This is a genomic window from Neptunomonas sp. (genome assembly GCF_016744175.1).
GTDB lineage: Bacteria > Pseudomonadota > Gammaproteobacteria > Pseudomonadales > Balneatricaceae > Neptunomonas.
In genome coordinates, this window is record NZ_JADGEV010000009.1 from 61,148 (window position 1) to 86,721 (window position 25,574).

General features: G+C 44.1%; 25 protein-coding genes and 3 tRNA genes. 15 read left to right on the forward strand and 13 right to left on the reverse strand.

What is annotated here, in order from left to right; genetic code table 11:
- Positions 1–23: 23 nt before the first annotated feature.
- Both QZZ55_RS05945 and QZZ55_RS05950 read right to left on the reverse strand, forming a co-directional pair.
- Positions 24–1,316 carry a dicarboxylate/amino acid:cation symporter gene (locus QZZ55_RS05945; protein WP_293266324.1) on the reverse strand — a complete coding sequence of 431 codons (1,293 nt, stop codon included), beginning with the start codon at positions 1,314–1,316 and terminating at the stop codon, positions 24–26.
- Positions 1,317–1,382: 66 nt separating this feature from the next.
- Positions 1,383–2,813, reverse strand: coding sequence for an aspartate ammonia-lyase (locus QZZ55_RS05950; RefSeq protein ID WP_293266326.1), 1,431 nt, complete (start codon positions 2,811–2,813; stop codon positions 1,383–1,385).
- 278 nt (positions 2,814–3,091) lie between these two features.
- Between QZZ55_RS05950 and QZZ55_RS05955 the strand changes: the two genes are divergently transcribed.
- Entirely contained in the window at positions 3,092–4,036 is a 945-nt protein-coding gene (locus QZZ55_RS05955) for a TSUP family transporter (RefSeq protein WP_293266328.1), read from the forward strand.
- Here QZZ55_RS05955 and QZZ55_RS05960 read toward each other — a convergent pair.
- The 3 genes from QZZ55_RS05960 to QZZ55_RS05970 are packed head-to-tail and all read right to left on the reverse strand — an operon-like array spanning position 4,024 to position 7,962.
- Complete coding sequence (locus QZZ55_RS05960) at positions 4,024–4,866, reverse strand: LysR family transcriptional regulator (protein WP_293266330.1); 843 nt, start codon at positions 4,864–4,866, stop codon at positions 4,024–4,026. The two genes, QZZ55_RS05955 and QZZ55_RS05960, sit on opposite strands and share 13 nt — an antisense overlap.
- 1 nt (position 4,867) lies before the next feature.
- Positions 4,868–6,295: a sigma-54 dependent transcriptional regulator gene (locus QZZ55_RS05965; RefSeq protein ID WP_293266332.1), complete on the reverse strand. Its 1,428-nt coding sequence runs from the start codon at positions 6,293–6,295 to the stop codon at positions 4,868–4,870.
- Positions 6,292–7,962, reverse strand: a complete 1,671-nt coding sequence (locus QZZ55_RS05970) for a transporter substrate-binding domain-containing protein (protein ID WP_293266334.1) — start codon at positions 7,960–7,962, stop codon at positions 6,292–6,294. The genes QZZ55_RS05965 and QZZ55_RS05970 overlap by 4 nt, the downstream gene beginning before the upstream one ends.
- A 142-nt stretch (positions 7,963–8,104) precedes the next feature.
- On the opposite strand from QZZ55_RS05970, the gene QZZ55_RS05975 reads away from it, so the two are divergent.
- Positions 8,105–9,490 (forward strand): DUF3422 domain-containing protein, encoded by a 1,386-nt coding sequence (locus tag QZZ55_RS05975; RefSeq protein WP_293266336.1) that lies wholly within the window; start codon positions 8,105–8,107, stop codon positions 9,488–9,490.
- 52 nt (positions 9,491–9,542) lie between these two features.
- Here the strand turns inward: QZZ55_RS05975 and QZZ55_RS05980 are convergent, their stop codons facing one another.
- The 3 genes from QZZ55_RS05980 to QZZ55_RS05990 all read right to left on the reverse strand — a co-directional run bounded on the left by QZZ55_RS05980 (position 9,543) and on the right by QZZ55_RS05990 (position 11,601).
- Complete coding sequence (locus QZZ55_RS05980; protein ID WP_293266338.1) at positions 9,543–9,890, reverse strand: putative quinol monooxygenase; 348 nt, start codon at positions 9,888–9,890, stop codon at positions 9,543–9,545.
- 98 nt (positions 9,891–9,988) lie between these two features.
- A complete protein-coding gene (gene ppa, locus QZZ55_RS05985; RefSeq protein WP_293266340.1) occupies positions 9,989–10,522 on the reverse strand; it encodes an inorganic diphosphatase in 534 nt (177 codons plus the stop codon).
- Positions 10,523–10,611: 89 nt separating this feature from the next.
- The gene (locus QZZ55_RS05990) at positions 10,612–11,601 is read right to left on the reverse strand and encodes a class 1 fructose-bisphosphatase (RefSeq protein WP_293266342.1); all 990 of its coding nucleotides are present in this window, start codon (positions 11,599–11,601) and stop codon (positions 10,612–10,614) included.
- A 184-nt stretch (positions 11,602–11,785) separates the two neighbouring features.
- Between QZZ55_RS05990 and mpl the strand changes: the two genes are divergently transcribed.
- Genes mpl through QZZ55_RS06015 form a run of 5 tightly spaced genes read left to right on the forward strand, consistent with a single transcriptional unit; the run spans position 11,786 to position 16,153 of the window.
- Positions 11,786–13,171 carry a UDP-N-acetylmuramate:L-alanyl-gamma-D-glutamyl-meso-diaminopimelate ligase gene (gene mpl, locus QZZ55_RS05995; RefSeq protein WP_293266344.1) on the forward strand — a complete coding sequence of 462 codons (1,386 nt, stop codon included), beginning with the start codon at positions 11,786–11,788 and terminating at the stop codon, positions 13,169–13,171.
- Positions 13,164–13,814 (forward strand): flavin prenyltransferase UbiX, encoded by a 651-nt coding sequence (locus QZZ55_RS06000; RefSeq protein ID WP_293266346.1) that lies wholly within the window; start codon positions 13,164–13,166, stop codon positions 13,812–13,814. The genes mpl and QZZ55_RS06000 overlap by 8 nt, the downstream gene beginning before the upstream one ends.
- Positions 13,815–13,845: 31 nt before the next feature.
- Positions 13,846–14,559 (forward strand): tRNA (adenosine(37)-N6)-threonylcarbamoyltransferase complex dimerization subunit type 1 TsaB, encoded by a 714-nt coding sequence (gene tsaB, locus QZZ55_RS06005; RefSeq protein WP_293266348.1) that lies wholly within the window; start codon positions 13,846–13,848, stop codon positions 14,557–14,559.
- Complete coding sequence (locus QZZ55_RS06010; RefSeq protein ID WP_293266350.1) at positions 14,560–15,372, forward strand: undecaprenyl-diphosphate phosphatase; 813 nt, start codon at positions 14,560–14,562, stop codon at positions 15,370–15,372.
- Entirely contained in the window at positions 15,365–16,153 is a 789-nt protein-coding gene (locus QZZ55_RS06015; protein WP_293266352.1) for a class I SAM-dependent methyltransferase, read from the forward strand. Before QZZ55_RS06010 ends, QZZ55_RS06015 begins: the two co-directional genes overlap by 8 nt.
- An 81-nt stretch (positions 16,154–16,234) precedes the next feature.
- On the opposite strand, the gene plsB is transcribed toward QZZ55_RS06015, so the two are convergent.
- Positions 16,235–18,559, reverse strand: a complete 2,325-nt coding sequence (gene plsB / locus QZZ55_RS06020; RefSeq protein WP_293266354.1) for a glycerol-3-phosphate 1-O-acyltransferase PlsB — start codon at positions 18,557–18,559, stop codon at positions 16,235–16,237.
- A 21-nt stretch (positions 18,560–18,580) separates the two neighbouring features.
- On the reverse strand, positions 18,581–18,790 hold the full coding sequence (locus QZZ55_RS06025; protein ID WP_293266356.1) for a SlyX family protein: 210 nt from the start codon (positions 18,788–18,790) through the stop codon (positions 18,581–18,583).
- Positions 18,791–18,982: 192 nt separating this feature from the next.
- Here QZZ55_RS06025 and QZZ55_RS06030 point away from each other — a divergent pair, with 192 nt between their 5' ends.
- The gene (locus tag QZZ55_RS06030) at positions 18,983–19,438 is read left to right on the forward strand and encodes a cold-shock protein (RefSeq protein WP_293266358.1); all 456 of its coding nucleotides are present in this window, start codon (positions 18,983–18,985) and stop codon (positions 19,436–19,438) included.
- Between the two features lie 59 nt (positions 19,439–19,497).
- Here QZZ55_RS06030 and QZZ55_RS06035 read toward each other — a convergent pair whose 3' ends face one another.
- Both QZZ55_RS06035 and QZZ55_RS06040 read right to left on the reverse strand, forming a co-directional pair.
- Positions 19,498–20,121 carry a DsbA family protein gene (locus QZZ55_RS06035; RefSeq protein WP_293266360.1) on the reverse strand — a complete coding sequence of 208 codons (624 nt, stop codon included), beginning with the start codon at positions 20,119–20,121 and terminating at the stop codon, positions 19,498–19,500.
- Positions 20,121–20,990 (reverse strand): DUF72 domain-containing protein, encoded by an 870-nt coding sequence (locus QZZ55_RS06040; RefSeq protein WP_293266362.1) that lies wholly within the window; start codon positions 20,988–20,990, stop codon positions 20,121–20,123. The genes QZZ55_RS06035 and QZZ55_RS06040 overlap by 1 nt, the downstream gene beginning before the upstream one ends.
- Before the next feature lie 74 nt (positions 20,991–21,064).
- On the opposite strand from QZZ55_RS06040, the gene QZZ55_RS06045 reads away from it, so the two are divergent.
- From QZZ55_RS06045 to QZZ55_RS06075, 7 genes are all read left to right on the forward strand, one after another.
- The gene (locus QZZ55_RS06045; protein ID WP_293266364.1) at positions 21,065–21,856 is read left to right on the forward strand and encodes a MotA/TolQ/ExbB proton channel family protein; all 792 of its coding nucleotides are present in this window, start codon (positions 21,065–21,067) and stop codon (positions 21,854–21,856) included.
- Positions 21,853–22,650 carry a flagellar motor protein MotB gene (locus QZZ55_RS06050; protein WP_293266366.1) on the forward strand — a complete coding sequence of 266 codons (798 nt, stop codon included), beginning with the start codon at positions 21,853–21,855 and terminating at the stop codon, positions 22,648–22,650. Before QZZ55_RS06045 ends, QZZ55_RS06050 begins: the two co-directional genes overlap by 4 nt.
- Positions 22,647–23,039: a PilZ domain-containing protein gene (locus QZZ55_RS06055; protein ID WP_293266368.1), complete on the forward strand. Its 393-nt coding sequence runs from the start codon at positions 22,647–22,649 to the stop codon at positions 23,037–23,039. The genes QZZ55_RS06050 and QZZ55_RS06055 overlap by 4 nt, the downstream gene beginning before the upstream one ends.
- A gap of 47 nt (positions 23,040–23,086) precedes the next feature.
- Positions 23,087–23,163, forward strand: a tRNA-Met gene (locus tag QZZ55_RS06060).
- Positions 23,164–23,235: 72 nt separating this feature from the next.
- Positions 23,236–23,312: transfer RNA gene (locus QZZ55_RS06065), tRNA-Met, on the forward strand.
- A 29-nt stretch (positions 23,313–23,341) separates the two neighbouring features.
- Positions 23,342–23,418, forward strand: a tRNA-Met gene (locus QZZ55_RS06070).
- Positions 23,419–23,691: 273 nt separating this feature from the next.
- Positions 23,692–25,032, forward strand: coding sequence for a GGDEF domain-containing protein (locus QZZ55_RS06075; RefSeq protein ID WP_293266421.1), 1,341 nt, complete (start codon positions 23,692–23,694; stop codon positions 25,030–25,032).
- Here QZZ55_RS06075 and QZZ55_RS06080 read toward each other — a convergent pair.
- On the reverse strand, positions 25,001–25,574 hold a 574-nt coding region (locus QZZ55_RS06080; RefSeq protein ID WP_293266370.1), incomplete at its 5' end, for a lyase family protein. The genes QZZ55_RS06075 and QZZ55_RS06080 overlap by 32 nt on opposite strands.

Consider the following 25,574-nt stretch of genomic DNA (forward strand, 5'->3'; position numbering starts at 1 on the left):
GAACTGTTTATTGTGTTGAGTTACTAAGCGTTAACGCCTTCCTGTTCAGTGACAGGCTCTACTGCGTTATAGATAGACTCATCTAACTCGTTCTCGGACTTGGCAATTAATACAGAAACCATTAAGTCGCCTGATACGTTGACAGAGGTGCGCGCCATATCAAGAATACGGTCAATACCCGCGATAATAGCTAAGCCTTCCATTGGTAGGCCAACAGTCGTTAATACAAGTGACAGCATGATTAAACCCGCACCAGGTACACCTGCAGTGCCGACAGAAGCCAGTGTTGCAGTAGCAATGATGGTGAGGTAGTCGCCAGTGCTAAGGTCAATACCAAAAGCTTGAGCAACAAACAAAGCGGCTACACCTTGGTAAAGAGCGGTACCGTCCATGTTAATCGTTGCGCCTAATGGCAGAACAAAGCTGGCGGTTCCTTTGGAAACACCTAAATTTTCACGGGCGCAGCGAATACTAACAGGCAGTGTGCCTGAGCTGCTGGTAGAGGAGAACGCCATCATTTGTGCGTTAACAATCCCTTTAAGATATTGAACAGGGCTTAGGCGCGCGATAAAAGCAATTGCACCGCTGTAAACCACCAATACGTGTATTATGCAGCCGATGTAAACGGCACCAATCACTTTAAATAGCGGTAGTAGAACGTCCATACCGTATTTTCCTGCTACCCAAGCCATCAGCGCAAAGATGCCGTACGGTGCAAACTTCATTACAAGTTCAGTTAGTTTGAACATTGCTTCAGCAAGGCTGTTAAAAAGCTTGATGGCAGGTTCTCCTTTTTCACCGATCATGTTCAGTGCAATACCTAAACCTAAAGCAAAGACGATGATCTGTAGAATCTTACCGCCAGCAAGTGCTTCAATTGGGTTTTTAGGGATTAGGTTAATAATGGTAGAGACTAGGCTGGGAGCATCTTTAGCATCTTTAGCAACTGCGGCAGCGTTAGCATCAGCGACCATATTAAGGCCATCACCAGGGGCTAAAATTGTACCTAAGCCCAAGCCAATGGTGATAGCTACCGCTGTCGTTAATAGGTAAATAATAATCGACTTAATACCCATGCGGCCCATTTTTGCGCTGTCTTGCATCGCGGTAACGCCCACGACCAAAGAGCAGAATACCAATGGAACAATCAACATCTTGATAGCATTGATAAACAATGTACCGATGGGTTTTAGCATCTCTGCATTAGGCCCCATGATGGCGCCGACAATGATACCGGCGACCATGCCGATAAGAATTTTTTTCCACAGAGCTAGATTGCTCCAGCCTCCGCTTTGTTGTGCTGTTGTAGTGGACATAAATAAGCCTCTATTAGTTTTTTATCATTGTTTTTTAGCTTTCATTCAGTTTTTTAGAGCGCTTTACTAGCGCCCCGGACGAATCATATTTTCTGGTTTAAGGATGTCGTGTAATTGCTCGTCAGAGAGAAGTTGCTCTTCACGAACTAAGTCAATGACACTGCGACCGGTGGCAAGGGCTTCCTTGGCTAGCCGCGTGGCATTTTCATATCCGATATGCGGGTTAAGAGCCGTCACCACACCAATGCTGTTATCTACTTGTGCTCGACAGACCTCAACATTGGCGGTAATGCCACTAATGCAGCGGTGCTGTAGCATTGGCATGGCTTTGCTTAGTAGACGGATTGATTCCAATACGTTGTAGGCAATCAGCGGTTCCATCGCGTTAAGTTGTAACTGGCCAGCTTCTGCTGCAAAAGATACCGCTAGGTCATTCCCCATAACTTGGTAGGCCACTTGGTTGACTGCCTCAGGGATAACCGGGTTGATTTTCCCGGGCATAATTGAGCTGCCGGGTTGCTGTGGGGGTAAGTTGATCTCGTTTAGTCCAGCTCGTGGGCCCATGCTCAGCAGGCGCAAGTCGTTGGAAATTTTGGAGAGCTTGATAGCTAGCCGCTTTAGCATGCTGGAGAACAATACAAATGCGCCCATGTCTGAGCTGGCTTCAATCAAGTCGGTGGCTTGGATTAAGGGAAAGCCGCTGATGCGTGCAAGTTGAGATACCGCGCATTTTCCGTAGCGCTCATCTGCATTGATACCGGTTCCTATTGCTGTACCGCCAAGGTTGATTTCATGCAGTAGCTCAGCAAGACCGGCAATACGTTCAACATCTTCACCCAGTGTGGAAGCCCAACTCTGAAACTCCTGACCTAGGGTCATAGGAACGGCATCTTGCAGCTGCGTACGGCCCATCTTAATGACATCAGAAAACTCAGTAGCTTTAACAACCAGTGCTTGTTGTAACGAGCGTAAGGCAGTTACTAGGTCGGCGTGGCTAAGCAAAATGGCGACTCGTACAGCGGTGGGGTAGGCGTCATTGGTAGACTGAGACATATTGACGTCATTGTTGGGGTGCAGCTGTTGATAGCTGCCTTTATCGTGTTCCATCAATTCCAGAGCGACGTTAGCGATAACCTCATTAGCGTTCATATTGGTTGAGGTGCCAGCACCGCCTTGAATCATGTCGACAATGAATTGGTCGTGATATTTACCATCAATGACCTGTTGGCAAGCCGCATCGATAGGTTTTGCCCGGCTAGGTTCCAGGTAACCCAGTTGAAGATTGGCACGGCCTGCTGCTTGCTTGACCATTCCCAACGCGCGAACCAGTTGAGGAAAGTGGTTCAGTGTGACTCCGCTTAAGTCAAAATTTTGTTGTGCTCGCCAGGTTTGGATTCCGTAATATGCTGTTGCTGGAATATCGGCTTCACCGAGTAGATCTTTCTCTGTGCGTGTGGCGGTTGTAATAGCGGCCGCTGCTGAGGCTGAGTGCGTCATGAGTATGAATAGCTCTTTTTATTATTAGTTGTTGATTACCGTGCTTATTAATAGAGCAAGTCTGATGCCAGTTGTTTTGTGTTTATTTAAATTATTGTTTCTAAAGAGTTTTATGGTTTTTTTTATTGAGTTTATTTGATACAAATCGTTATAACTTTGGTTATAGGATGAAAGGTAAATCGTCGCTAGTATTGAGCTGTAGAGCAGTGTTAGTGCGAGATACGAGTGGATATAACAGGCGTTATGGTTATAACTTTTGTTATAGGGGATGGTTATGAGTGAGTACTTTTAGAAAGTCGATATATAAGTGTGTACAAGGCTTATCTATTCCTAATAGTTATAGATTGTTTGCGTGGGTTTCTCTGTTAGTGGTAGGTGTTTGGCTGGTAGAGTGCGGGCTCTTGGATAAGGGAACGACGATGGAACTAGATATAACGCTCATCATTGTATTGATCTTAACGGGCTTTGGTGCCGGTATGATTGACGCTATTGCTGGAGGTGGAGGCCTTATTACACTGCCCGTGTTATTGGCGACTGGTATGAGCCCAGTAGAAGCATTGGCGACAAATAAACTACAAGGAAGCTTTGGTACTTTGGCGGCGTCTGTTTACTTCGTGCGTAAAAAACTGGTTGATCTATCACAGATGAAACTAATGATCGTCTGTACTTTTTGGGGAGCTGTAGTGGGCACGTTACTGGTACAGCAGCTGGATGCCAGTTTGTTGTCAGCCGTTATGCCTGTGTTACTCGTGCTTATTGCTTTGTACTTTATGTTTTCTAAGCGAATGGGTGATGAAGACCGAGATAGAAAAATCGGTAATGCACTATTTGCGTTTGTGTTTACCTTCGCGATTGGTTTTTATGATGGTTTTTTCGGCCCAGGTACGGGTACTTTTTTTGCGGTGGCCTTTGTGTCTTTACTGGGTTTCAGTATGGCTCGTGCTACAGCGCATACTAAAGTATTGAACTTTACATCAAATATAGCTTCGCTTATTTTCTTTGCTATGGGCGGCAATATTATCTGGATAGCGGGGTTTATAATGGCGGCCGGTCAGCTGGTAGGTGGTCAGCTGGGGGCGAGAATGGTAGTGAGTAAAGGTGTGAGTTTAGTGCGCCCTTTAATTGTTGTTGTAACCTTGGTGATGTCTGCAAAACTGCTCTTTGATCAGTACCAGAAAGGCGATAGCCAGTTGCTCGGTCAGATTTTAAGTTATGTGTACTGAAAAAAGTGCTGTTTCAATTGTGATTGTAAACGTGCAATGCGTTCACGTTTTAGACTGCTGGGTCGGTAACAAAGGTGAACGGGTCGGCTGAGTGCTACAGGTGGCGAGTGAATGAGGTTGGGTGGAATCCGCATGATGTTGATCAGTCCGCGTGGGATTAATGCGGGGGCAATACCATCTATACCTAACTGCGCAACGGCAAAGTATGAGTCCATTTGCATCATAGGTTGCAGGTTGCTCTGTAATAATTGAGCTTGTAAGTAACGATTTGCTGGGTTCTGTAGATCGATTGTTAATACTTTTAGCTGTTGCTCAAAATTGACTGCTTGAGGGTAGACCAGAACAAAAGGCTCTTCTAATAATTTATCAATCTGCAAATCGTTAGCGGCAGGCAAACGGCCTGCACAGATACCTAAGGCTGCGTCACCCGCGCGTACTTGTTCCAAAATAACCGGTGTGTGATGTGTACGAAAATTAAGACTGGTATCTTGCTTTAGGTAATCACGTAACAAGGGGCCAAGATAAGCTGCCAGTACGGTTTCAGAGCAGGCTATCTGTAATGTTCGCTCATCAGTAAACGTCTGTTGATCAAATAATAAGCCTTTTAATGTGACAAGCTCTGGCCCAGCGGTAGCCAGCAGTTCACGAGCTTCTGCTGTGAGTTGTATATGTCGGCCACGCGGTTCTATCAGCTTTTTTCCCAGCCGTGCCTCTAGGTTAGCAATACGCTTACTCACTGCTGATTGGCTAATATACAGACGGCTACCAGCCTTACCCATTGTGCCTTCTTGCGCTAATACATACAGGGTTTCTAAGCCTTCAAGTAACACCTTATTCTCCTGGTCGGGCTTTTTTAAGTCGTTTGCTAAGAGCTGGCTGTGAGATACCCAATAGTCGCGCTGCCAACGATTGATTGTTATTAGCACGGCGTAATGCTTCTTCAACGAGCAGGCTATCCATCTGCGCTAGTGTTGGTAAAGGCTCCTCAGCATTGAAATGGGATGGGCTGTTATTTAATTGGTCCGTTGGGTGTTCTGTCATTTCAATGTTTTTTCCTATTACTTGGCGAAATACCTCCATAGATAATAGGTGTGAGCGGTGTTGGCTGAGAGCATCAAAAATAAGTGCGCGTAGTTCGCGAATATTCCCAGGAAAATTATAGTTACTTAATAAAACGGGTAACTCCGGAGGGTAGCTAGGTACGGGTTTATCCATCTCTTGTGCCGCCTGAGCTAAAAAGTGCTCAAGCAGTAAGGGTAGATCTTCTTTGCGTTGGCGTAGTGGTGGAATATGAATTTGATGCGTACATAAGCGGTAATACAGGTCGCGACGAAAGCTCCCTTCTGCTTGGCGCTGCTGTAATTCTTGATGAGTTGCTACAATCACACGCGCACGGATTCTTTTAGGGCGGTCACTGCCTAAGGGATAATATTCGCCTTCTTGCAATAGACGCAGCAACTTTACTTGCGAGGCCATGCTGAGATCTCCAATCTCATCGAGAAACAGTGTGCCTCCGGCGGCTTCTTCTATTAACCCTGCACGGCTGCGTTCGGCACCGGTAAAGGCGCCACGCTGGTGGCCAAATAAAGTATCGGCAAAAACATTGTCATCCAGCCCTGCAACATTAACAGACACCAGTGGCCCAGCTCGGTTACTGAGCTGATGCGCGGCTTTAGCCAGTAATTCTTTACCTGTTCCGCTTTCCCCACAGATCAGTAACGGCTGATTACTTGGCGCTACTGATTCAAGGTATTGAAAGACAGCCCGCATCTGCTTACTACAGCTAATAATTGGGTCAAAGACATGCGGGTTTTCAAGGTTATTGTTGAGGATGCGCTGCCCTAGTGCCTGGTTCTCTCTGCGCATCTCTTGCATACGGATGGCGCGCTTTATGCCTTCTATTAAGCGGCCTTCTTCACTGGTTTTTACGAAGTAATCAAATGCCCCTTGTTGTAAGCATTTAACGGCAGATTCAACGTGGTTTAAACCGCTGATGATAATGACCGAGATATCAGGATGTTGCTCCGTGATTCTTTGAAGAAGCTGCTGCCCCGAAATATGAGGCATAGTAAGATCAAGTAGTATCAGACCAATCGATTCTTGTTGAAGAATGTCCATAACATTACGGCTATCACTGCAGCGATGAATATGAGTAATGCCGCCATTGCGTTCCAGTGTAATGCTTAAACTACGTAGGAATGATGCTTCATCGTCAACCAGTAGTATGCCGAATTCAGGGTAGAACGTTTGGTTGATCATGTTTTCTTTCCGTTGATTGGCAATGTCATAGTGACGGTTGTACCTTGGGAAGGAATTGAATCAAAGTGTAGAGTACCGCCGTGTGTTTGTACTATTCCGCTTGAAACCGATAAACCTAACCCGGTACCGCCATGTTCACGCCTCGTGGTGAAAAAAGGATCAAGTAGACGAGATAAGTTACGTGCTTCGATACCGTAGCCTTCATCGCTGATTTGTAAACAGATTTGTTGTGTTTCACTTATCAGGTAGGTGCTTACTGCAATCGCTTTACTACGGTCATGTAATGCTTGGCAGGCATTCAGAAGCAGATTAATGACAACTTGCTCGATTCTTTGGGCGTTGCCGTAAATAGTAGGAAGCTTGGCACTGTAATCGCAACTAAAATTGTCTGTGCTGTTGTGAATTGAGTTCTCGGCTAGCCTAACGGCCGTGGTTACCACTTTGTTCAGGTCAAATGCTTCATAGATGTCTTCGCTTTCTTGACGGGAAAAGTCCTTTAGGTCATTAACGATACGTTTTATACGCCGTGCACCATCATGCATATCACTCATTAGCACAGGGATTTCGTTGCGCATTTGAGAATAGGCTAGACCTCCAAGCAAAAAATCGCCGTGCTGCTCATAATGCTGCTCGAGTATCTCTTCACAGTCTTGCCATGCTTCTTGTATAACGGGCATGTTTAGCAGCAATAGCCCCGTCGGGTTGTTTATTTCATGGGCTACACCTGAGACCAAAATCCCCAGAGAAGTCATTTTATCTGCTTGGATTAGCTGTTGCTGCTGCATATCTAACTCGGCTGTTCTTTTATCGACTTGGCGTTTCAGCATGCGATTCCAGGTGATACTGCCGCCAAGAATCAGTAATAACAGGGCAGAAAAAAATGCAGCAAGTTTACCCAACTGTTTCCAGGGAAGACTTTTTTCCTGCAGTGGTCCGAGCCATTTATTATAAATGAGTTGTTGGCGGCCAGTATTTTTAAGAATAGCTAATCCTTCGCTAAACTGTGCGAGTAAGTCTTCGTTACCTTTAAGAACGGCATATCCATAGTGTTGTGCCTGAAAGGGTTTGCCAACAGGGATGATGTTAGACAGTCCCAATTCTTTACCAAGGTATAAGCCTGGTAAGTTAGCAACAAGTGCATAGTCATGTTTGCCCGCAGCGAGTTGGCGTAAGGCATCGGCATGGGTTTCGACAGTGAAGAGTTTTGCGCCAACATCATTTTGGAGTAAGTAGTCATGCATAATGCCATTTTTTTGGACGACGACTTCTTTGTCTTTTAATTGTTGTAATGAAGTGGCACGCGGGGTGCCTTGTCGTGCAAATATAGATTGATGAATAATGGCGTGTGGCGGACTAAAGTCAAAGGTTTCGCGTCGTTCAGGTGAGTTGACCATGCCTTGTAAAGCATCGATGTTGCCTTCTTTAAGAGATTTTCGAACTTGTGCCCAGTCTGAAAAAATGAACTCTACTTTCATTCCCATCACTTCTGCAATAGCGAGTGTTAGCTCGACATTGTACCCACTGGGTTGGCCTCCATCATCGAGAAACTCATAGGGAGGGTAGTTATAATCTCCACCTATCAGTACGGTTTGATCAGGAGATAAGTTGCGTGCGCTGGCAAACGGACTGATGAACGCTACCAGTAGCAATAGTAGCAATAGTAGCAATAGTAGGCATAGTGGTTGTCTATGATTTAAATACATAATGACCAAATAGTGTAGACTTTAGTCGTGATCATAGCGGTATTGAGTAACGGTTCATAGATAGTAGTTATATCAGTACCTGCATTTTTCTTCTAGGAGGTTATTGGTGAAGTCCCATCCGCAGCGTCAAGAGATTGCTGATGAAGTGCATGCGCGCCCCTTTCAGCAGTTGAGTTCTCCTCTTAAAGTGATGCACTTTGCTGTAATGAATGCTGAGCATAGTGTAGAGGAGGTTCTTCATTCTGTTTCTGCTTTGTATGAGGTCTGTGGTGCAAAGCCACTTGCAGAGAATGCTACTTTTGGTTTCCAAGATGTTGGTCAGTTATCACTGCGCTGGGAAGCGCATAACGAGTTTTATACCTTAACTTTTTACTATCGAGGTGAGGAGCAAGATTGGCTGCAGTCTATACCGGGGATACCACAAGATTGGGATGAGCATGTTGTAGGAGAGCTTATTACTGGCGTACAAATACTGGTTAAAGCACCGCAAGAAGAAACTGAATTATCAGAAGATTCAGCTTCTGTTTCCGATAATTTAGCGATTGGTTCACACATTATGCGAAAAGCTGCCACGTTGTGGACTGATTTTAAGGGACAAGCTGAAGTTGCTATTCTATGCGAGAATCCTGTTTTAGATGGGGTCTTTGGTGACAATCAGGCTATTGGTTCGCAGGTCATGCGTAAGTCAGCCACCTTGTGGACTGATTTTAAGGCTCAAGGGGAGTTCGGGTTAAATTGTATCTTGTTGCACGATCATCATTTACATGGTTTTCAGTGCGGCCGATTGATTCAGCGCTTGTGTGAAATTGATACTTACCGTGCTGTTGCTTTGCTAGGTTTGTCTCCAGCCCGTTCTGCTATGAAGCAGGTAACAAATTTAGGAAATGAGTTATCAGTGATTACTAACCACTTAAGTAATCTAGGGGCAGGGGAGGAGCCTGAAGCATTATCAGCTTTGATGGTGATGGCTGCAAAAGTAGAAGAAATTTCAGCAGAAACCGCGCACCGTTTTTCTGCCTCAGAGGCGTACTATGCGGTAGTGAAAATGCGCATTTCTGAATTGGAAGAAACACGAATCGAGGGACTACAAACTATTGAGCAGTTTATTGAACGTCGTGTAGATCCTGCCATGCGTACGTGTAAAGCGGCATCTGTGCGGCTAGATCGTATCTCTCAGCGTATTGCGCGTGCCAGTAATTTATTACGCTCTAAAATTGATCTGTCGACTGAGCAAAAAGTACATGATTTGCTTAGTTCGATGAATAAGCGGACACGCCGTCAATTAACACTCCAAGCAAAATTGGAAACGTTTTCTATTATCGTCGTGACTTATTACTTGTTTGATTTAATCGATCGTACGGTTCATTACCTTACTTCAGGTAAAACAGAAGAGATGGCTACCAATGGCTTGGTATATTCGCTACCGGCTGTCGTTTTGGGCGTTTGGTGGTATGTGCGTAGAGTGACTAAAGAATTTAAATCAGACGACTAACGGAGCACTCACAGATAATTAGCTCGGAGTGGTCCGTTGTATTAGATAGTAGTTATAGCACTGGTGCATCAAAGTCGTTAGGTTCATCGCTGTAAACACAGACGTTCCATTGATCAACAGTGCCATTTTCAGCAATACAATTTGTGTCGAAAAATGCAACAATCTCTTTACGCTGGCAATGTGCTTCAAAAGCTGCAATATCACTCCATATTTCATGAAACACGATAGGGTAGCTTTCGCCTTCTGCAAATGGGTTGGCGATACGGCGGGTGACCGTATATTGAAGGCATCCGTCTTCACGTTGTGCATTAGGTTCCAGTGCTTGCAGTGCTGCAAAAACTTCTGCTTCTTTACCCGACTTTGGCAAAAATTGGGCAGTACAATAAACTTTTTTAGACATATGCTTCTCGTATTTCTTTTTTATGTGTACTGAAAACAAAAAAAGCCTCCATTATTAATAAGGAGGCTTTTTTAGTGTCGCTGTTTAAAAAGTAATGACTATTTAGCAGCTTCGTACATTTTAACGCCATCAATGATAGCTGCACGTGCTGCGTCAGCACCTTCCCATCCATCAAGCTTAACCCATTTACCTTCTTCAAGGCCTTTGTAGTTCTCGAAGAAGTGCTTGATACGAGCAAGTGTCATTTCAGGCAGGTCGCTGATGTCGTTAACATCTTTGTACATTTTAGTTAGCTTGTCGTGCGGTACTGCTAGCAGCTTAGCATCCTGGCCCGCTTCGTCAGTCATGTTTAGGATACCAATTGGACGGCAACGGATAACAGAACCTGGAATAACTGGGTAAGGTGTCAGCACTAGTACGTCAACAGCATCGCCGTCATCAGCCAGTGTGTTGTTGATATAGCCGTAGTTGGCAGGGTAAAACATAGGTGCTGCCATGAAACGGTCAACGAAGATCGCATCTTCTTCTTTCTCGATCTCGTATTTTACCGGGGAGCTTTCCGCCGGGATCTCGATGATCACGTAGATGTCGTTCGGTAGATCTTTACCAGCAGGCACTTTTGCAAAGCTCATGCGTTCCCTTCCTGTTCTGAAAAATAAAAATTTTGTATTCAGTCATTATAAGAGTCGTACGCGTTAGTTTGTATACGACTATCAGATGATTATGCCTCTTTTGTGCTTTCAACTTGTGCGTGGTATTCCATTAGCGCTTCAACTTCTTTGCGCGAGCCTAATGAAACAGAAACACGTTCATGGATGTCATCCGGTTCTACATCCATGATGTCGGAGTAGCAGTTAGTCGCTAATCCGCCAGCCTGCTCAATCAGCATGCTCATTGGGTTGCCTTCGTACATTAGACGCAATTTGCCCGGCTTCTTCGGTGAGCGAGCATCCCAAGGATAAGTGAAGATACCGCCGCGAGTAAGAACGCGGTGAACTTCAGCTACCATCGCAGCAACCCAGCGCATGTTGTAGTTTTTCTCACGCGGACCGTCAGCACCGAGTAGCAAGTCATCCACGTAGTTACGCATAGCCGGTTCCCAGAAGCGGTGGTTTGACATATTGATGGCAAACTCACGAGTTTCTTCAGGAATCATAACGTTTTCACGTGTTAGTAAGAAATCACCGGTGTGAGACATGGTAAACATGTTGACACCTTTTCCGGTCGTTAATACTAAAACGGCTGAAGGTCCATACAAAACATAACCCGCAGCGATCTGTTTGCGACCGCTTTGTAGGTAGGGATGTTCAGTGCTGTAGTCTTGGTCTTTTGGCGCTTCAAGAATGGAAAATATAGTACCAACAGAGACATTGATATCAATATTTGAAGAACCATCTAGAGGGTCAAAAACGACTAAATAACGGCCGTCTGGGTTACCCGGTACAGATTCGCTTTCTTCTTCAGAAGCTACGCCTGCCACCAGTGAGTGGTTAAGCAAGACGGTTTTCATGATCTCATTAGAAATCACGTCTAATTTCTTCTGTGTTTCTCCCTGAACGTTAGTGATATCGGTCGTTCCGAGCACTCCCGCTAATGCACCTTCACGCAGTTGTAACGCGATCTCTTTACAGGCGACCATGAGTGTAGCAATCAGGTCCATTAATTGTTCGTCAGTGTCGTTGCGTCTCAGAAACTGGCTCAGCAGTTGCATGGGGGATAATACCTTTGAGTATGTTAAAAAAAGGGCGAAACAAATTTTGTAGTAATTTTACGTGATTAAGATGGGAAAATCATGTGATGAAGTTCAAAAAAGGGTTATAAATCGCGCCCTTTTTTCATAATTGCCGGTATTATTATCTGAATTGATTTATTGATTGTTTCTTAGGAGTGACACTTTGCATATTCATGTTCTGGGTATCTGCGGAACCTTTATGGGTTCGTTGGCTATATTGGCGCGCGAGTTGGGTTATCGAGTGACGGGTTCAGATGCCAATGTATACCCACCTATGAGCACTCAGTTAGAAGCTCAGGGTATTGAGTTAATGGAAGGGTATTCATCGGAGCATCTCAGCCCTGAACCAGATTTGGTAATTATCGGTAATGCGATGTCACGGGGTAACCCAGCCGTAGAATATGTTTTAGATAAAGGTTTGCGTTATATTTCCGGGCCTCAATGGTTATGTGAGCATGTGCTCCAAGAGCGTTGGGTGCTAGCTATTGCGGGTACGCATGGCAAAACAACGACTTCTTCGATGCTGGCGTGGATTTTGGAATATGCGGGTATGGAGCCGGGTTATTTAATTGGTGGTGTGCCGAATAATTTTGAGGTGTCAGCACGTTTGGGTGGTTCGCCTTTCTTTGTTATTGAGGCAGATGAATACGATACCGCTTTTTTTGATAAGCGTTCAAAATTTGTACATTATCGGCCTCGTACGTTGGTGCTAAATAACCTTGAATTTGATCACGCCGATATCTTCCCCGATTTAGCCGCTATCCAGCGACAGTTTCATCATGTAGTACGTACTGTTCCTGCTAATGGCCAGGTAATTATTCCTCAACAAAATGAAGCCATCAAAGAAGTAATCGATATGGGCTGCTGGACACCGGTAGTCAACGCATCGGTTGGTGAGGGTGGTGAATGGTCTGCACAACTGGTTAGCGAAGATGGCAGCACTTTTAATATTTTGCACGAAGGTAAAAACCTTGGCCAAATCTGTTGGGGTATGACGGGGCTGCATAATGTTGAAAATGGCTTGATGGCGTTAATTGCAGCGCGCCACGTAGGCGTGCAGCCTCATCATGCTGTTGAAGCATTGTCTGTTTTTGGCGGTGTTAAGCGCCGTATGGAAAAATTAGCTGAAGTAGCAGGCGTGACTGTTTATGACGATTTTGCTCACCACCCCACAGCCATAGCAACAACGCTACAAGGGCTGCGAGCACAAGTGGGTAGTGAAACCATTGTTGCAATTATAGAGCCACGCTCAAACACTATGAGATTAGGGGCGCATCGCGCTGCATTAGCTGATTCATCTGAAATGGCAGATGAAGTCATTTGGTATCAGCCTACAGGTTTGGGTTGGTCGCTGGATGATATTGTAAGTGGGCGCGAAGATAAAATGCGTGTAGCAACCAGTATTGATAATATTATCAGCACTGTAAAAGCTTCAGTTACCAAAGGAACACATGTAGTGGTGATGAGTAATGGTGGCTTTGAAGGCATTCATCAGCGTTTGATTACTGCGCTGGAAGAGCGCTTCTCTGAGGGCAATAATCATGGCTGAGTTTACGCAAAGAGTTACTCTAGCGGTTACCGGTGCATCAGGCGTGCAGTATGCGGTGCGCCTAATGGAATGCTTGGTGGCTGCTGATGTACAAGTGCTACTGATGATCTCCCGTGCTGCACAAGTAGTAGCAGCAACAGAAACCGAATTGACTATTCCTGGTGCAACGGCTGCGCAGCAAGTGTATTTTACTCAGTTGTTTAACGCTAAAACGGGTCAAATTAAAGTATTCTCACGTGAGCAGTGGATGGCACCGGTTGCTTCCGGCTCGGGTGCGCCAGCGACTATGGTGGTGTGCCCTTGTAGCACGGGTACCTTGTCTGCTATAGCGACAGGTGCGAGTAATAATTTGATAGAGCGAGCGGCTGATGTTGCTTTAAAAGAACGTCGACAACTGCTGTTGGTGCCTCGTGAGGCACCGTACTCTGAAATTCATCTAGAAAACATGCTGAAACTGACACGTATGGGCGCGGTAATTCTGCCTGCGAGCCCTGGTTTTTACCATAAACCTGAAACAATTAACGATATGATCGACTTTGTGGTGGCTCGAATCCTCTCCCAAATAGGGATTGAGCAATCTTTTATGCCTCGTTGGGGTGATGCTTTGCTGCAAAGTGATGAAAATCCGTCGTCGCACGATTAGAATAGGCCCTTTTGTAAATTGGAGTGGGTTAATGCCTAAAATTCTTGCCTTGGATACCTCTACTGACGCCTGTTCAGTGGCTTTATATGTGGCGGGTGATATTCGTGAGGATTTCAGAATTATCCCCAGACAACATACTAAGCAACTGTTGCCGATGATCCAAGCGATGTTGGATGATGCGGGCCTTAAAGTAACAGATCTAGATGCCATTGCCTTTGGGCGAGGGCCTGGCTCTTTTGCCGGTATTCGTATTGCTACCGGTGTTGCTCAAGGTTTGGCATTTTCAGCTGAGTTGAACCTGTTACCTATTTCTACATTGGCTGCTATTGCATTGGCACACCATCTTAAAACAGGTGATCAACACGTTATTGCTGCTTTGGATGCGCGCATGGATGAAGTTTATTGGGCCGCTTATAAGTTTGAAAACGGGCTTCCTATTTTACTGGAAAGTGAGCGCGTTGATGCGCCTGCGAATATTTGTTTGCCAGATGCCAGTGAGTGGGCTGGAGTGGGGTCGGGCTGGCGTTATCTGCAAAAGATGTCTGATCAAGTAAAGCAGTTTATCACTACGGTGGAAGGCGGGCTTCAGGAGGAGGTTGATGAAAATACCACTTACCCAACAGCCTCTAGCATTGTGCGTTTGGCTATTAAGGATTACCAGGAAGGAAAATCAGTATCGCCTGAATTGGCTTTACCCGTATATTTACGCGATAACGTCGCATGGAAAAAGAAGGATCAGCAATAAATGGATTGGGTTCAAACAGTTGTACTTGCGTTAATACAAGGACTAACAGAATTTTTACCGGTATCAAGCTCTGCTCACCTCATCCTTCCTTCTCAATTACTGGGTTGGGAGGATCAGGGGCTAGCGTTTGATGTTGGTGTGCATATGGGGACACTCGCGGCGGTTGTTATCTACTTTCGCCAAGATATTGTTAATATGTTGGTTGCTTTTTTTGCTTCCTTTAAAGGCGCTAGGTCGGTTGATGGGCGTGTTGCTTGGTTTGTTATTTTTGCGACGGTACCAGCGTTGGTTTTTGGTTTTATGCTCAATGATATAGTCGACCAATATGGTCGCTCTATATTAGTTATTGCAGCTACTACACTAATTTTTGGTGCATTGTTGTGGTGGGCTGATATCAGCCGAAAAGAGGTTAAACCTCTAGAAGAAATTACTCTGCGTGATGCGATTACCATTGGTTTAGCGCAAGCCGTGGCGTTAATTCCGGGTACTTCACGTTCGGGTATCACTATTACAGCAGCATTAATGTTAGGTTTTACACGCCAAGCCGCGGCACGCTTCTCATTTTTGATGTCGATTCCTGTGATACTGGCCGCGGGTAGTTATAAAAGTTTAGAGTTATTTCAAACGGCAACAGCTACACAGTGGGAGATGGTAATAGGGGGAGTACTTGTGTCAGCACTGAGTGCTCTGGCGTGTATTCATTTCTTCTTAAAGCTGCTGGATCGTACGGGCATGCTGCCTTTTGTTATCTATCGATTGTGTTTGGGCGTTTTCTTGTTAGGTGTCTATTTTTATGTGCCTGTAAATGTTTGATTTAGTAGGGGGTATCCAGGTTGCTGCCAGTGATAAGCCTTTGTTTGGTCAGGCGGCAATGCTTGCGAAGAAGCTTGGTTTAGCACCTGCGCTGGTTATCTCTGATACTTCTCGATGCGCTCATCCTTTGCTGCTTTATGTCACTTATGATGGTGTAAAACTACAAACGACGGGCAAGAAGGCTCCTGGACCTGTTTGGGTAGACTTTCTCAGTGGTACCGTAGCGCATCGTAGGAAGTTTGGCGGCGGTGCAGGTCAGATGATAGCCAAAGCCGTAGGGGTTAAAGGTGGTGTTCGTCCTACCGTACTGGATGCGACGGCGGGCTTAGGGCGTGATAGCTTTGTACTGGCAACGTTGGGTTGTCACGTGTCTATGATCGAGCGTTCTCCAATTATTCATGCTTTGTTAGAAGACGGGCTGTCACGCGCGATGTCGGATGATGAAGTCTATGATGTTTGTTCAAAAATGAAGTTGTTACATGGTAACTCGATTGAGTTGATGAGCTCCATTGAAGCGCCCCAAGTTGTGTATGTGGACCCTATGTTTCCGCATGCTGAAAAATCAGCACTCGTGAAAAAAGAGATGCGTATATTTCGAGATGTAGTAGGCGATGATCATGACTCTTCATCTCTTTTGGAAGCTGCATTGGATGTTGCTACGGCGCGTGTTGTCGTTAAGCGAGCTCGTAAAGCCCCACTTATTGAGGGACGTGCACCGAGCTACCAGTTAGAAGGGAAGTCCAGCCGCTACGACATTTATGCGTTAGCCAAGCTAGCGTAGAGTTGCTTGATAACCAGCTTATTGATAGTTAAAAGCTCATGTGTTTTGCGTGTGTTAAATCTAACGGCTGTCCGCGCTTACTTAGCGCGGGTGTAGGTTCTGCTCTATCACGCCAACATAATGCGGGTTTAAAATTTGAGTCGCCCGTTTTAGCAAGGCTTTACTCTCTATCTGGCAACTAACTTGCCCCTCTTTTTCAGCAAATACGTTCTGCTGTACGAGTGTTTTTATAAAAACGTTTAATACCTGTTCGTCTGCATACTCAGGTGAATTAAAAGCAAATTTTTGATGTAAGTGAGTGGCAATGCGCTGACTTTCGCTTACTAAATCAGTGATTGGCATAGCCGCTCCAACAGACAGTAAACGAAACACAATATAATAGCGTACCAATATGGGTTCTGCTGTTTGCATTAGTGCAATAGAAAGCGGTGTTTCAATTACTCTAATTATGTTTGCATCCTGCGTAATTAAACCGCGCTTTTCCATACGTAAGCGGAGCTGTTTTAATGCTGTTTTCAACTCTGAGGCATCCCACGGTAGGAATAGTTCCGCTTTCAAGTAGGGGTAGAGCGTACTCACAAGCCGTGGCAAGGTTTGTGGTATTGGTTTGGGGTATCGCTTAGCTAGCAGCAAAAATATCCCAGGTAGTAGCGTCATATGATGAAGCTGATTGCGGTAAAATGTCATTTCCTGAGCTTGGCTGGCGCTCAAAAATATATGATCTTCACAGCGGCTCAGTTGTCGACGTTTATATGCCTGTTTTATCCACTTCTTAGCAGACCCTTTTGCGATGGCTACAGGTGGGTTGGGTAGCATCTCTAATAAAACAACTAACTCATCTACTTGCTCCGACAACTCGGCAATACTTTGCTGCCTTTTGGGGTTAGCTAACAGTAATGTAGCTAATATTGCAGTTTGATTGGCATAAGCTGACTGATTAATACGTTGAAGTACTTCTTGGCTGATGTGCTGGGTCATGAATTGTTTTGTTGACCCAGGGAGGTGTTCAAGGTTTTCAGGCATGTCATTGATAGCCTGTTGTAGCAAAATGGGTTCTCCAAAACTAAGAGCCGCGTCTCCGAACTGATGACGGAATTCTTTCAGAGACGTTAGCAAACCTAAGAAGGATTCTTTGCGTTTTTTTCGGCCTAACAATTCTTGTTGGTAGCTTTTGCTTTCGACAAGCTTGTCATAGCTTATCCATACAGGTACTAAAGCTACGGGCTTATCTGGAGTATTTAAATGATTTTCCAATGTCATGGAAAGCAGTCCCGTTTTGGCAGGGAGCAAGCGCCCTGTTCTACTTCTACCTCCTTCAATAAAGTATTCAAGAGAGTGGCCTTTATTGGACATAATAGCTAAATAGCTTTGGAATAATTGAGCGTATAAAGGGTCATCACGAAAACTACGGCGCATGAAAATAGCGCCGCCGCGTTTGAGAATGCTGCCTAAAACAGGGGCGTTGAGGTTATCGCCTGCAGCAATATGAGGAATCATTAAACCGTGTTGGTATAAGTGCGAAGACAGCATGACATAATCCATATGGCTGCGATGGCAAGGCAGGTAAACAAGTTGGTTTTCAGGTGCACATAGTTGTACACGTTCAATGCCCTTTATGTGGATGTTTTTATAGATTTTTTTCCAAAATATGTTCAGCAATGAGGCCAAGATACGGGCGGTTGTAGGGCTGAAATTTGCTGCAATTCCCTTTAGCAAAACCTTAGCATCATTATGTATTTGCTCTACTGTACGATTTTGTTCTAACGCGGATTGCTTTATCGCGTCTTTGACAGCAGGTTCTCGTAAAATGAGTGTGAACAACGTGCTTCTATGGGATAAGTTAGGACCAATAATAGCGAGTCGGCGGCGGTAGAAATGGTGATGGAAGACGCGGACAGCTTTATGGGCAATAACGCCGGCTGGTTGGTGTGGAGACTCTGTTTTAAGTTGCTTTAATGAAAGTGCGGGGTCGACTTGTATTAGTGTTTGACGGCCATTGACCAGCAGTTGCATAAAGTGGCCTAACATACCTGCTTTACTCCAACTTTCAGCATAAAGCAGATTCAAGTAAGAGGTTTCTCGTTGTGGCATTCGGCCGTGATAAACAGAGATTGGAACAATTTTGATATCTTTTTCGGGTGCAAGAAAGTTTAATTTGTCTACTTGTGATTCGATACGATTGCGTAGATCTTCTTGGTGGCTGTGTGCTGCGCACAAGATTTTTTGCTCAGGAAGTGTATTTCCTTGGCGGCGCAATTGCTCAATTAATAGCAATCTATGGGTATATCGGGCTGTTTCGATGACAAAGAGGGTGTTTTCTGTTGGCTTTAAATGTTGTTTGCCCTCCACCGTTGGGTGGATAATAAGCCTTAGTAAGAAACGACTAATGCGGTTTAGCCCTCGCATGTATTCAGACCTTATCTTAAATTAATAGTGTGGTGGTGGGGCGTCATCAAACGCTACGCCTTGGTTTTCTTGGCCGACAGTTTTAAGTTGTTGGTTGAAAGCCGTGATCAATTTTTGAAGCTCAGAGATGGTTCTATCTTGTTGAGCAATAACGTCATTCAGCTTGTCCAGAGCGTCTTCTTGGAAGGCTACTCGGCTTTCGAGTTCGGTTATACGTTCATCGTAATTCATTGTGGCGCCTGTGACATAAAGTTTAATGTATTAAGCATAACGGAGTGGCATATAGAAAGTAAATTCAGTTGCATGAAGGTAAGCTATTGAAATTTTGAGTTTTCTTCTGTATACCTTTGCGGTTGCTGCTTTAAATTAAGTATGGGTGGCTCAAATAATAGTAATTATCATGATAAGACAAGAGATAGATAGATGAGTGGTAACCAAATAGTTCGTAGTGTGATTGTAAGTATTATTGCAGCAGTGTTGATTCCTGTGCTGCTTAACGCTGTAACTGGTGTTGATGTAGGGTTAACAGCCCCAGCCATCGCAGTAACCTTTATTGTGGTTCTTATTAGTAGTGTTGTTTCTGCTATGGGTGGAAATACTTCTTCAGTTCCTGCTTTAGACCAGGTTTCTGATGAAGATATGGAAGAGGAAGAAGACTACGAAAATGATGACCGTGAGTTAGGTACAGTAAAATGGTTTAATGTTTCTAAAGGTTTTGGATTCATTACACGAGAGAATGGCGATGATGTTTTTGTTCATTTTCGTAACATTAGAGGACGTGGGCACCGCTCTTTGAGCGAAGGTCAGCGTGTTCGCTTTAATGCTCGTGAGAGTGATAAAGGTTTGCAAGCGGAAGATGTTTCCGTAATGCGCGGCTAATCACTTCAATAGCGGAGGCTTCGGCTTCCGCTTTCTTTTTTATAGCTTCATATTTCTTGTTAGCCTCTATTCCCCGCTTTAAGTGTATTATTCAAGCGCTTTATTACGTCATCAGGGCTGCTATAGCCGTCACTTACTCGTGTTGCTTGTTGTCCTTCAAGTAAGCGTAATGCTGGAAATCCTGACACATCAAGCTGCTGTGATACCCTCAAATTTTCTTCGAATTCTTGCTGTATGCTTGTAGAGTTTAATTGTTTTGAAAACTCAGAAGGGTCTATGCCTAGTGATTCTGCTAACGCTATTAAGGTAGCGTTGTCGGAAGGGTTTTTTGCTTCTAGGTAGTATGCATGCTGGATTGCACGAGCCATGCCTGGAGCGGCCCCGGATTGTATGTTTTCTGCTGCAAGAATTGCTCTACATGCTTGCCAAGTGCTTCTGCGAGGTGTGCATTTTGTCCAGAAATCATGGTTAAATCGAGTGCCTGTTTTAGCTTCAATTTGAGACCAAATGGATTGGATCGCCTCTTGTTGTTCTGCTGGCATGGTTGATTCTGAATCAGCTGCCAGACCACCCATGACGTATGTGATCGGTAAGTTAGGAAACTGCTGTTTTATGGCGTCTATTGTTGGGGAAAATGCCCAGCACCAGCTGCACATGGGGTCCATGATATAAAGTAGTTGCATCAGAAAAGCTCCGGGTGTGAGTAGGTTTTTTCCCAAACGTTAAGTGCAGGAATGTTTGGTCGATGTTTATTAATTTCTTCACTAAAAAAGTGTGCCACTTTAGGTGCTTCTTTATTATCAGGTGTATGGAAGAAAAGGTAGGGCGTGCGTCCTTCATCTATCCATTGTAAAGTTTTTTTAATCCAAGGTTCTATGTATGCGTAGCCATTTTTAATATTGAGTGGAGTGATGATGCGTACAAAAGGTTGTTGACCTGTGGCTATTGCATGTACCGGCATACGTGGTTTTGAACGCAATGCTTCCTGTGTCACTGGGTCATTACATGCATGCGCAAATAAGGCGCGTGTGTCGAATGTTACACGGTTAATGGAATTTCTCATGAGTATTTGGTTAAAGCGCTTTTCTGTATCGTCTTTAAGAAAAAAACCTGTGTGTCTTACTTCTATACCGTAATTGAAACCGGCGGGTAGATTTTGTATAAAAGTCTCTAGTCGATTTATGTCGCTGGGCGAAAAAGAAGCATTTAGCTGTAACCACAACACGCCTAATTTGTCTTCGAGTGGTGCTATACGATTAAGAAATTCGTTGACCAGCCGATCACAATGTTGAAGTTTTGCATGATGGGTAATAGTTTGAGGAAACTTGAAGCAATACCGAAAAAAAGGATTTGTTTGTTGTTTCCAGCGTTGTATCGATGACTCGTTAGGAAGGCCGTAAAAACTGCTGTTACCTTCTACTGTTGAGAAATGTTTTGAGTAGAGAGGAAGTGCTTGATTAATAGCAACGTGTCCTTGATACCAGTCAGGGTGATGCCATTGTGCCAGGCCAATAAAATACTTTGGCAAGTGTTGGGGATAATCGTTGTTCATACGCCTATGGTGTACGGAACAGCTGCTATACTCAAGTAATTGATTATTAATAAATACTCGGAGTGTCTTACAAGATGGATTTTGCATCCCTTATAGGAATCTTGTCTGGGCTGGTGTTAATTATATCGGCCATTTTGATTGGCGGTAATGCGGACATCTTTGTTAACGTCCCCGGTATGATGATCGTTGTTGGAGGAACGATGGCAGCAACGCTGTTGACGGTTCAATTTCGTGATGTCATGAATGCCTTTAAGGGGGCTTACATGGTATTCACAAAAGATAAGACCAACCCTTCAGAAATGATCGATACAATGATCAAGCTGAGTAAAATCAGTCACCGTCATGGGTTGTTGAAACTCGGTGATGTAAAGACAGACTCTCCTGTATTACGTCGAGCATGTAACTTACTCTCTGAAGCGGCTTCTGAGTCGGTGATTAGAAATACGTTACAAAATGAAATTGACTCCTTAATGGCTCGCCACTTTTCTGTGCAAGATGTATTTAAAAAAATGGCCGCATATGCGCCTGCATTTGGCATGCTGGGAACCTTAATTGGTTTGATTCAAATGCTAAGTGAACTAGATAACCCTGAAACGATAGGCCCAGCGATGGCTGTGGCATTACTAACAACGTTTTATGGCTCTCTATTGGCAACCATGGTTTTTTTGCCGATTGCAGGAAAATTGAAAGCACGTACTTTATTAGAAGTTACTAATCTAGAGATCATACGTGAAGGCAGTATTAGTATCCTCACGAATGATCATTATGCTCATGTTTATGAACAGTTATCCTCTTACCTTCCTGAGAGGGCACGAAGTCCCATGTTTAACAAAAAAGAATCTGAAAGTGCCGGAGCTAAAAAATGAGTGCGCGACGAGCCATTATTGACGAGGCAGAGCCAAGTTGGATGGTGACTTATGCAGATTTGATGACACTATTATTAGTTTTCTTTGTATTACTGTTCTCAATATCGACAGTTAAAAAGGAGCAGTTTGCTTCTACTATTCGCTCTTTTCAGTTAGCTATAGGTAATACAGGGGGGAGTATAGTTCCGCTGCCGGAAGAGCTAAGAGCTCCTGCCATAGAGATATTAGATTCTGAAGATGTGAACAATGCGGATCAGGTTGTTCCGCCTGACGTTGTATTAGAAGAGCAAGAAGATATACGTTTACCTGAAATGCCAATGGTTGATGAAAATGCAGACCTGAAGTTTTTGTCGAATAGCTTAAAAGATGTTTTTTCCTCGATGGGTGTAAGTGATTCTGTGGATATAAGTGAGCCTCGTGACGGAAAAATACGTATTCGGGTAAAAGGAGCATTATTATTTGGATCTGGAGATGCTGCTTTTAAACGACAAGTGATGCCTATTTTAGATGAATTGTTAGAAACATTAGAAAAAAATCCAGAGTTCAAAGTTGGAATTCAGGGACATTCAGATAATATTCCAATAGAAACAGTTAAGTTTCCGTCAAATTGGGAGCTGTCTGCTATAAGAGCAACTACCGTATTACGCTATTTACTACGTGGGGGTATTGAGCCTGAGCGAGTAACAGCAACAGGTTATGGTGATGCATTGCCTATTGGACCCAATGATACGGTAGAGCAGCGAGCAGAAAATAGACGTATTGAATTTGTGTTAGAGAAGGTGAGTGGCTTATGAAGCCTGTTATTGAAATTGATACTGATGACTCTCAACGTCGAACTTATAGGGTTAGGCCGCATCCAGATGACCCTGTGAGCTTGAGTGTTGCAGGTGTGGCTGTGGAAATAATTGATATTTCAGCGAAGGGTGTCGCCTTTCGTTATCAAGGTGAGGCAAGCAAAGAAGCTTATCCTATGCGGTTAACCTTCGAGACGGATAAAGAGTATGAAATTACATGCTACTTGAAAATCAACCGCCGCAGTAATCCCGAGTACAGTGCTGAATATATTGATATAGACGAGAAGGATGTAGCAAGGATTACAGGGCTGATTATCGAGTGCCAAAAAAGAGATATTCGTCGCAATAAGCTTTTAGAAACACAGAGTCGAGAAAGAACTGAAAAATAATGTTGCACAAGCGAAATAATCACTATAGTATTCGCTCCACAATTTGATGCGGGGTGGAGCAGTATGGTAGCTCGTCGGGCTCATAACCCGAAGGTCGTTGGTTCAAATCCGGCCCCCGCTACCAATTTTGTAGAAGTATATCAAAGGGTTACTTTTGATTATTTCGAAGTGAAATAAGTAAAGATTTTAAAGTCGTTGCGGGGTGGAGCAGTATGGTAGCTCGTCGGGCTCATAACCCGAAGGTCGTTGGTTCAAATCCGGCCCCCGCTACCAATCTTTATTTACTTATTCAGTTATAGTGTTGCGGGGTGGAGCAGTATGGTAGCTCGTCGGGCTCATAACCCGAAGGTCGTTGGTTCAAATCCGGCCCCCGCTACCAACACGATTAAAGAAGCCAAACCAATAAATTATTGGTTTGGCTTTTTGCGTTTTACCCTTCGCGTTTCTATTCACGTCGTTTTATCAACTGCCTAATGATTATTTTTTGCTCTAGGCTTCAAAAGTTAAAGGTACAGTAGCTTTTTCGTTCGCCGCTTGTTATTGGACTTCTTGATGTATCGCACTACACTTATTTATATATTAATAAGCGCCATCATGGATGAATTATTATTGGAGGTAGTGGGAGGGAATGGTGCCTATGTGAGTGAAGCGTATGCTGCGAGTTTTTTTAGAAAAAATACCCCAAAGTAAACAAGATATGTTTACCGCCCTGATTGTTTTTGTGATCGCATATTCGGTCGCAGCATTTTTTGATATTAATGAACAATGGATGGAAATAGCAGAGGAGTATGAATCCTTTGAACTTGATGAAATTCCATTTGGCTTAGCTTTTCTCGCCATGGTATTTGCTTGGTTTACGTGGCGTCGCTGGTCTGAAAAAGAGGAAAGCGAAAAGCAACTAAAAGAACAAATTGGCTTAACCCGCGAAAGAGAAAAACGCCTCTCCACTGTGCAAGCCGCTACAATTACAAAATCTAAACAGTTGACTCTTTTACGAGAAATGACCGAGTTTCTTATGTTAAGTGATAGCTCGGCTGAGTGCTTCTCGGTGTTTAGTAATTATCTATCTAAACTATTGCCTAATGTGTCAGGTGCTGTGTTTTTTGAAAAATCAAATAACTGTTCTCTTCAGCACTGTTGGGGAGGGGACGCTACTGTCAATATGCCATTCTCATCAAAGGACTGCTGGGCATTACGAACTGGAAAAACCTATGACAGTTATGCGGGAATATGCTCTCACCCGTGTGCGGCGAGATCTGTTGATCAACTTTGCGTACCCATTAAAAGTTCAGATAAGTTACACGGTATATTAACTCTCTATCGTGAGAGCTGTTTTGATGATGCTCTAGCTGAGCTTTATTTTGCCAATAGGGATGAGTTGCTAGATTTATTGCAGCCGGCGTGTGATCTCTTAGGCATTGCTCTTTCTAATATTGCTTTACGAGAGCGGTTATCTGATGAGTCTAATAGAGATGTGCTGACAGGCTTATTGAATAGAAAGGGGTTTGTTCAGGCTGCAACCCGAGAGATGAAAAATGCATTAGCATCACAGGAAAAGATGTCATTTATGATGTTTGATATTGATCACTTTAAAGAAGTGAATGATCAGTACGGGCACGATGTAGGGGATGCTGTCTTAGTTTATTTCTCAGATATTATTTCTAATAATATCCGTGCTGAGGATATTTTGTGTCGTTACGGTGGTGAAGAATTTTTGTTAATTATGCCAAACACGACAATAAATTTTGCATACCAAAAATCTGAGGAGTTACGCTTGGCGGTCCAAGACGCGTTAATACCTGCTCAATCAGGAGTAGATATTTCTATCACCTTTTCTGGAGGACTTTCATGTTTTCCTGAAGAGGGGCAAACATTACGTGAGCTTATTAAAACAGCAGATGTAGCTTTGTATGACGCTAAAAGAATGGGGAGGAATAAGATTACGGCTAAACTAATATCATCTACACAAGCCTCTCAGGGTCCAGTATTGTAGATAACTCTTCTTCGGTCATTCCTGTCATTTCGCTAGCAACCTTAGTTATTGGGCGCTGCTCTTTGCATGCTCGTTTAACAATCTCTTCTGCTTGTTGATACCCAATAATTGGATTCAGGGCAGTGACTAAGGCAGGATTAAGTGCGAGTGCTGCGCTCAGGTTCTTTTCGTTTACCTTAAAGGTAGTAATCGCTTTATCGGCAAGAAGGGTGCAGCTTTTGGAAAGTAGCTGAATACTGTTGAGTAAATTGTGGGCAATTAGAGGAAGCATTACATTCAATTCAAAGTTTCCGGACTGGCCTGCAACCGTAATAGTCATATCGTTGCCTATTACTTGTGCAGCAACCATAGCTGTAGCTTCTGGTATAACAGGATTTACTTTCCCCTGCATGATTGATGAGCCGGGTTGTAAGGTTTCTAATTCAATTTCAGCAAGGCCGGCTAAGGGGCCTGAGTTCATCCAGCGAAGGTCATTTGATATCTTCATTAAAGATACGGCCGTGGCTTTCAATTGCCCTGACAAAGCTACTGCTGTGTCCTGA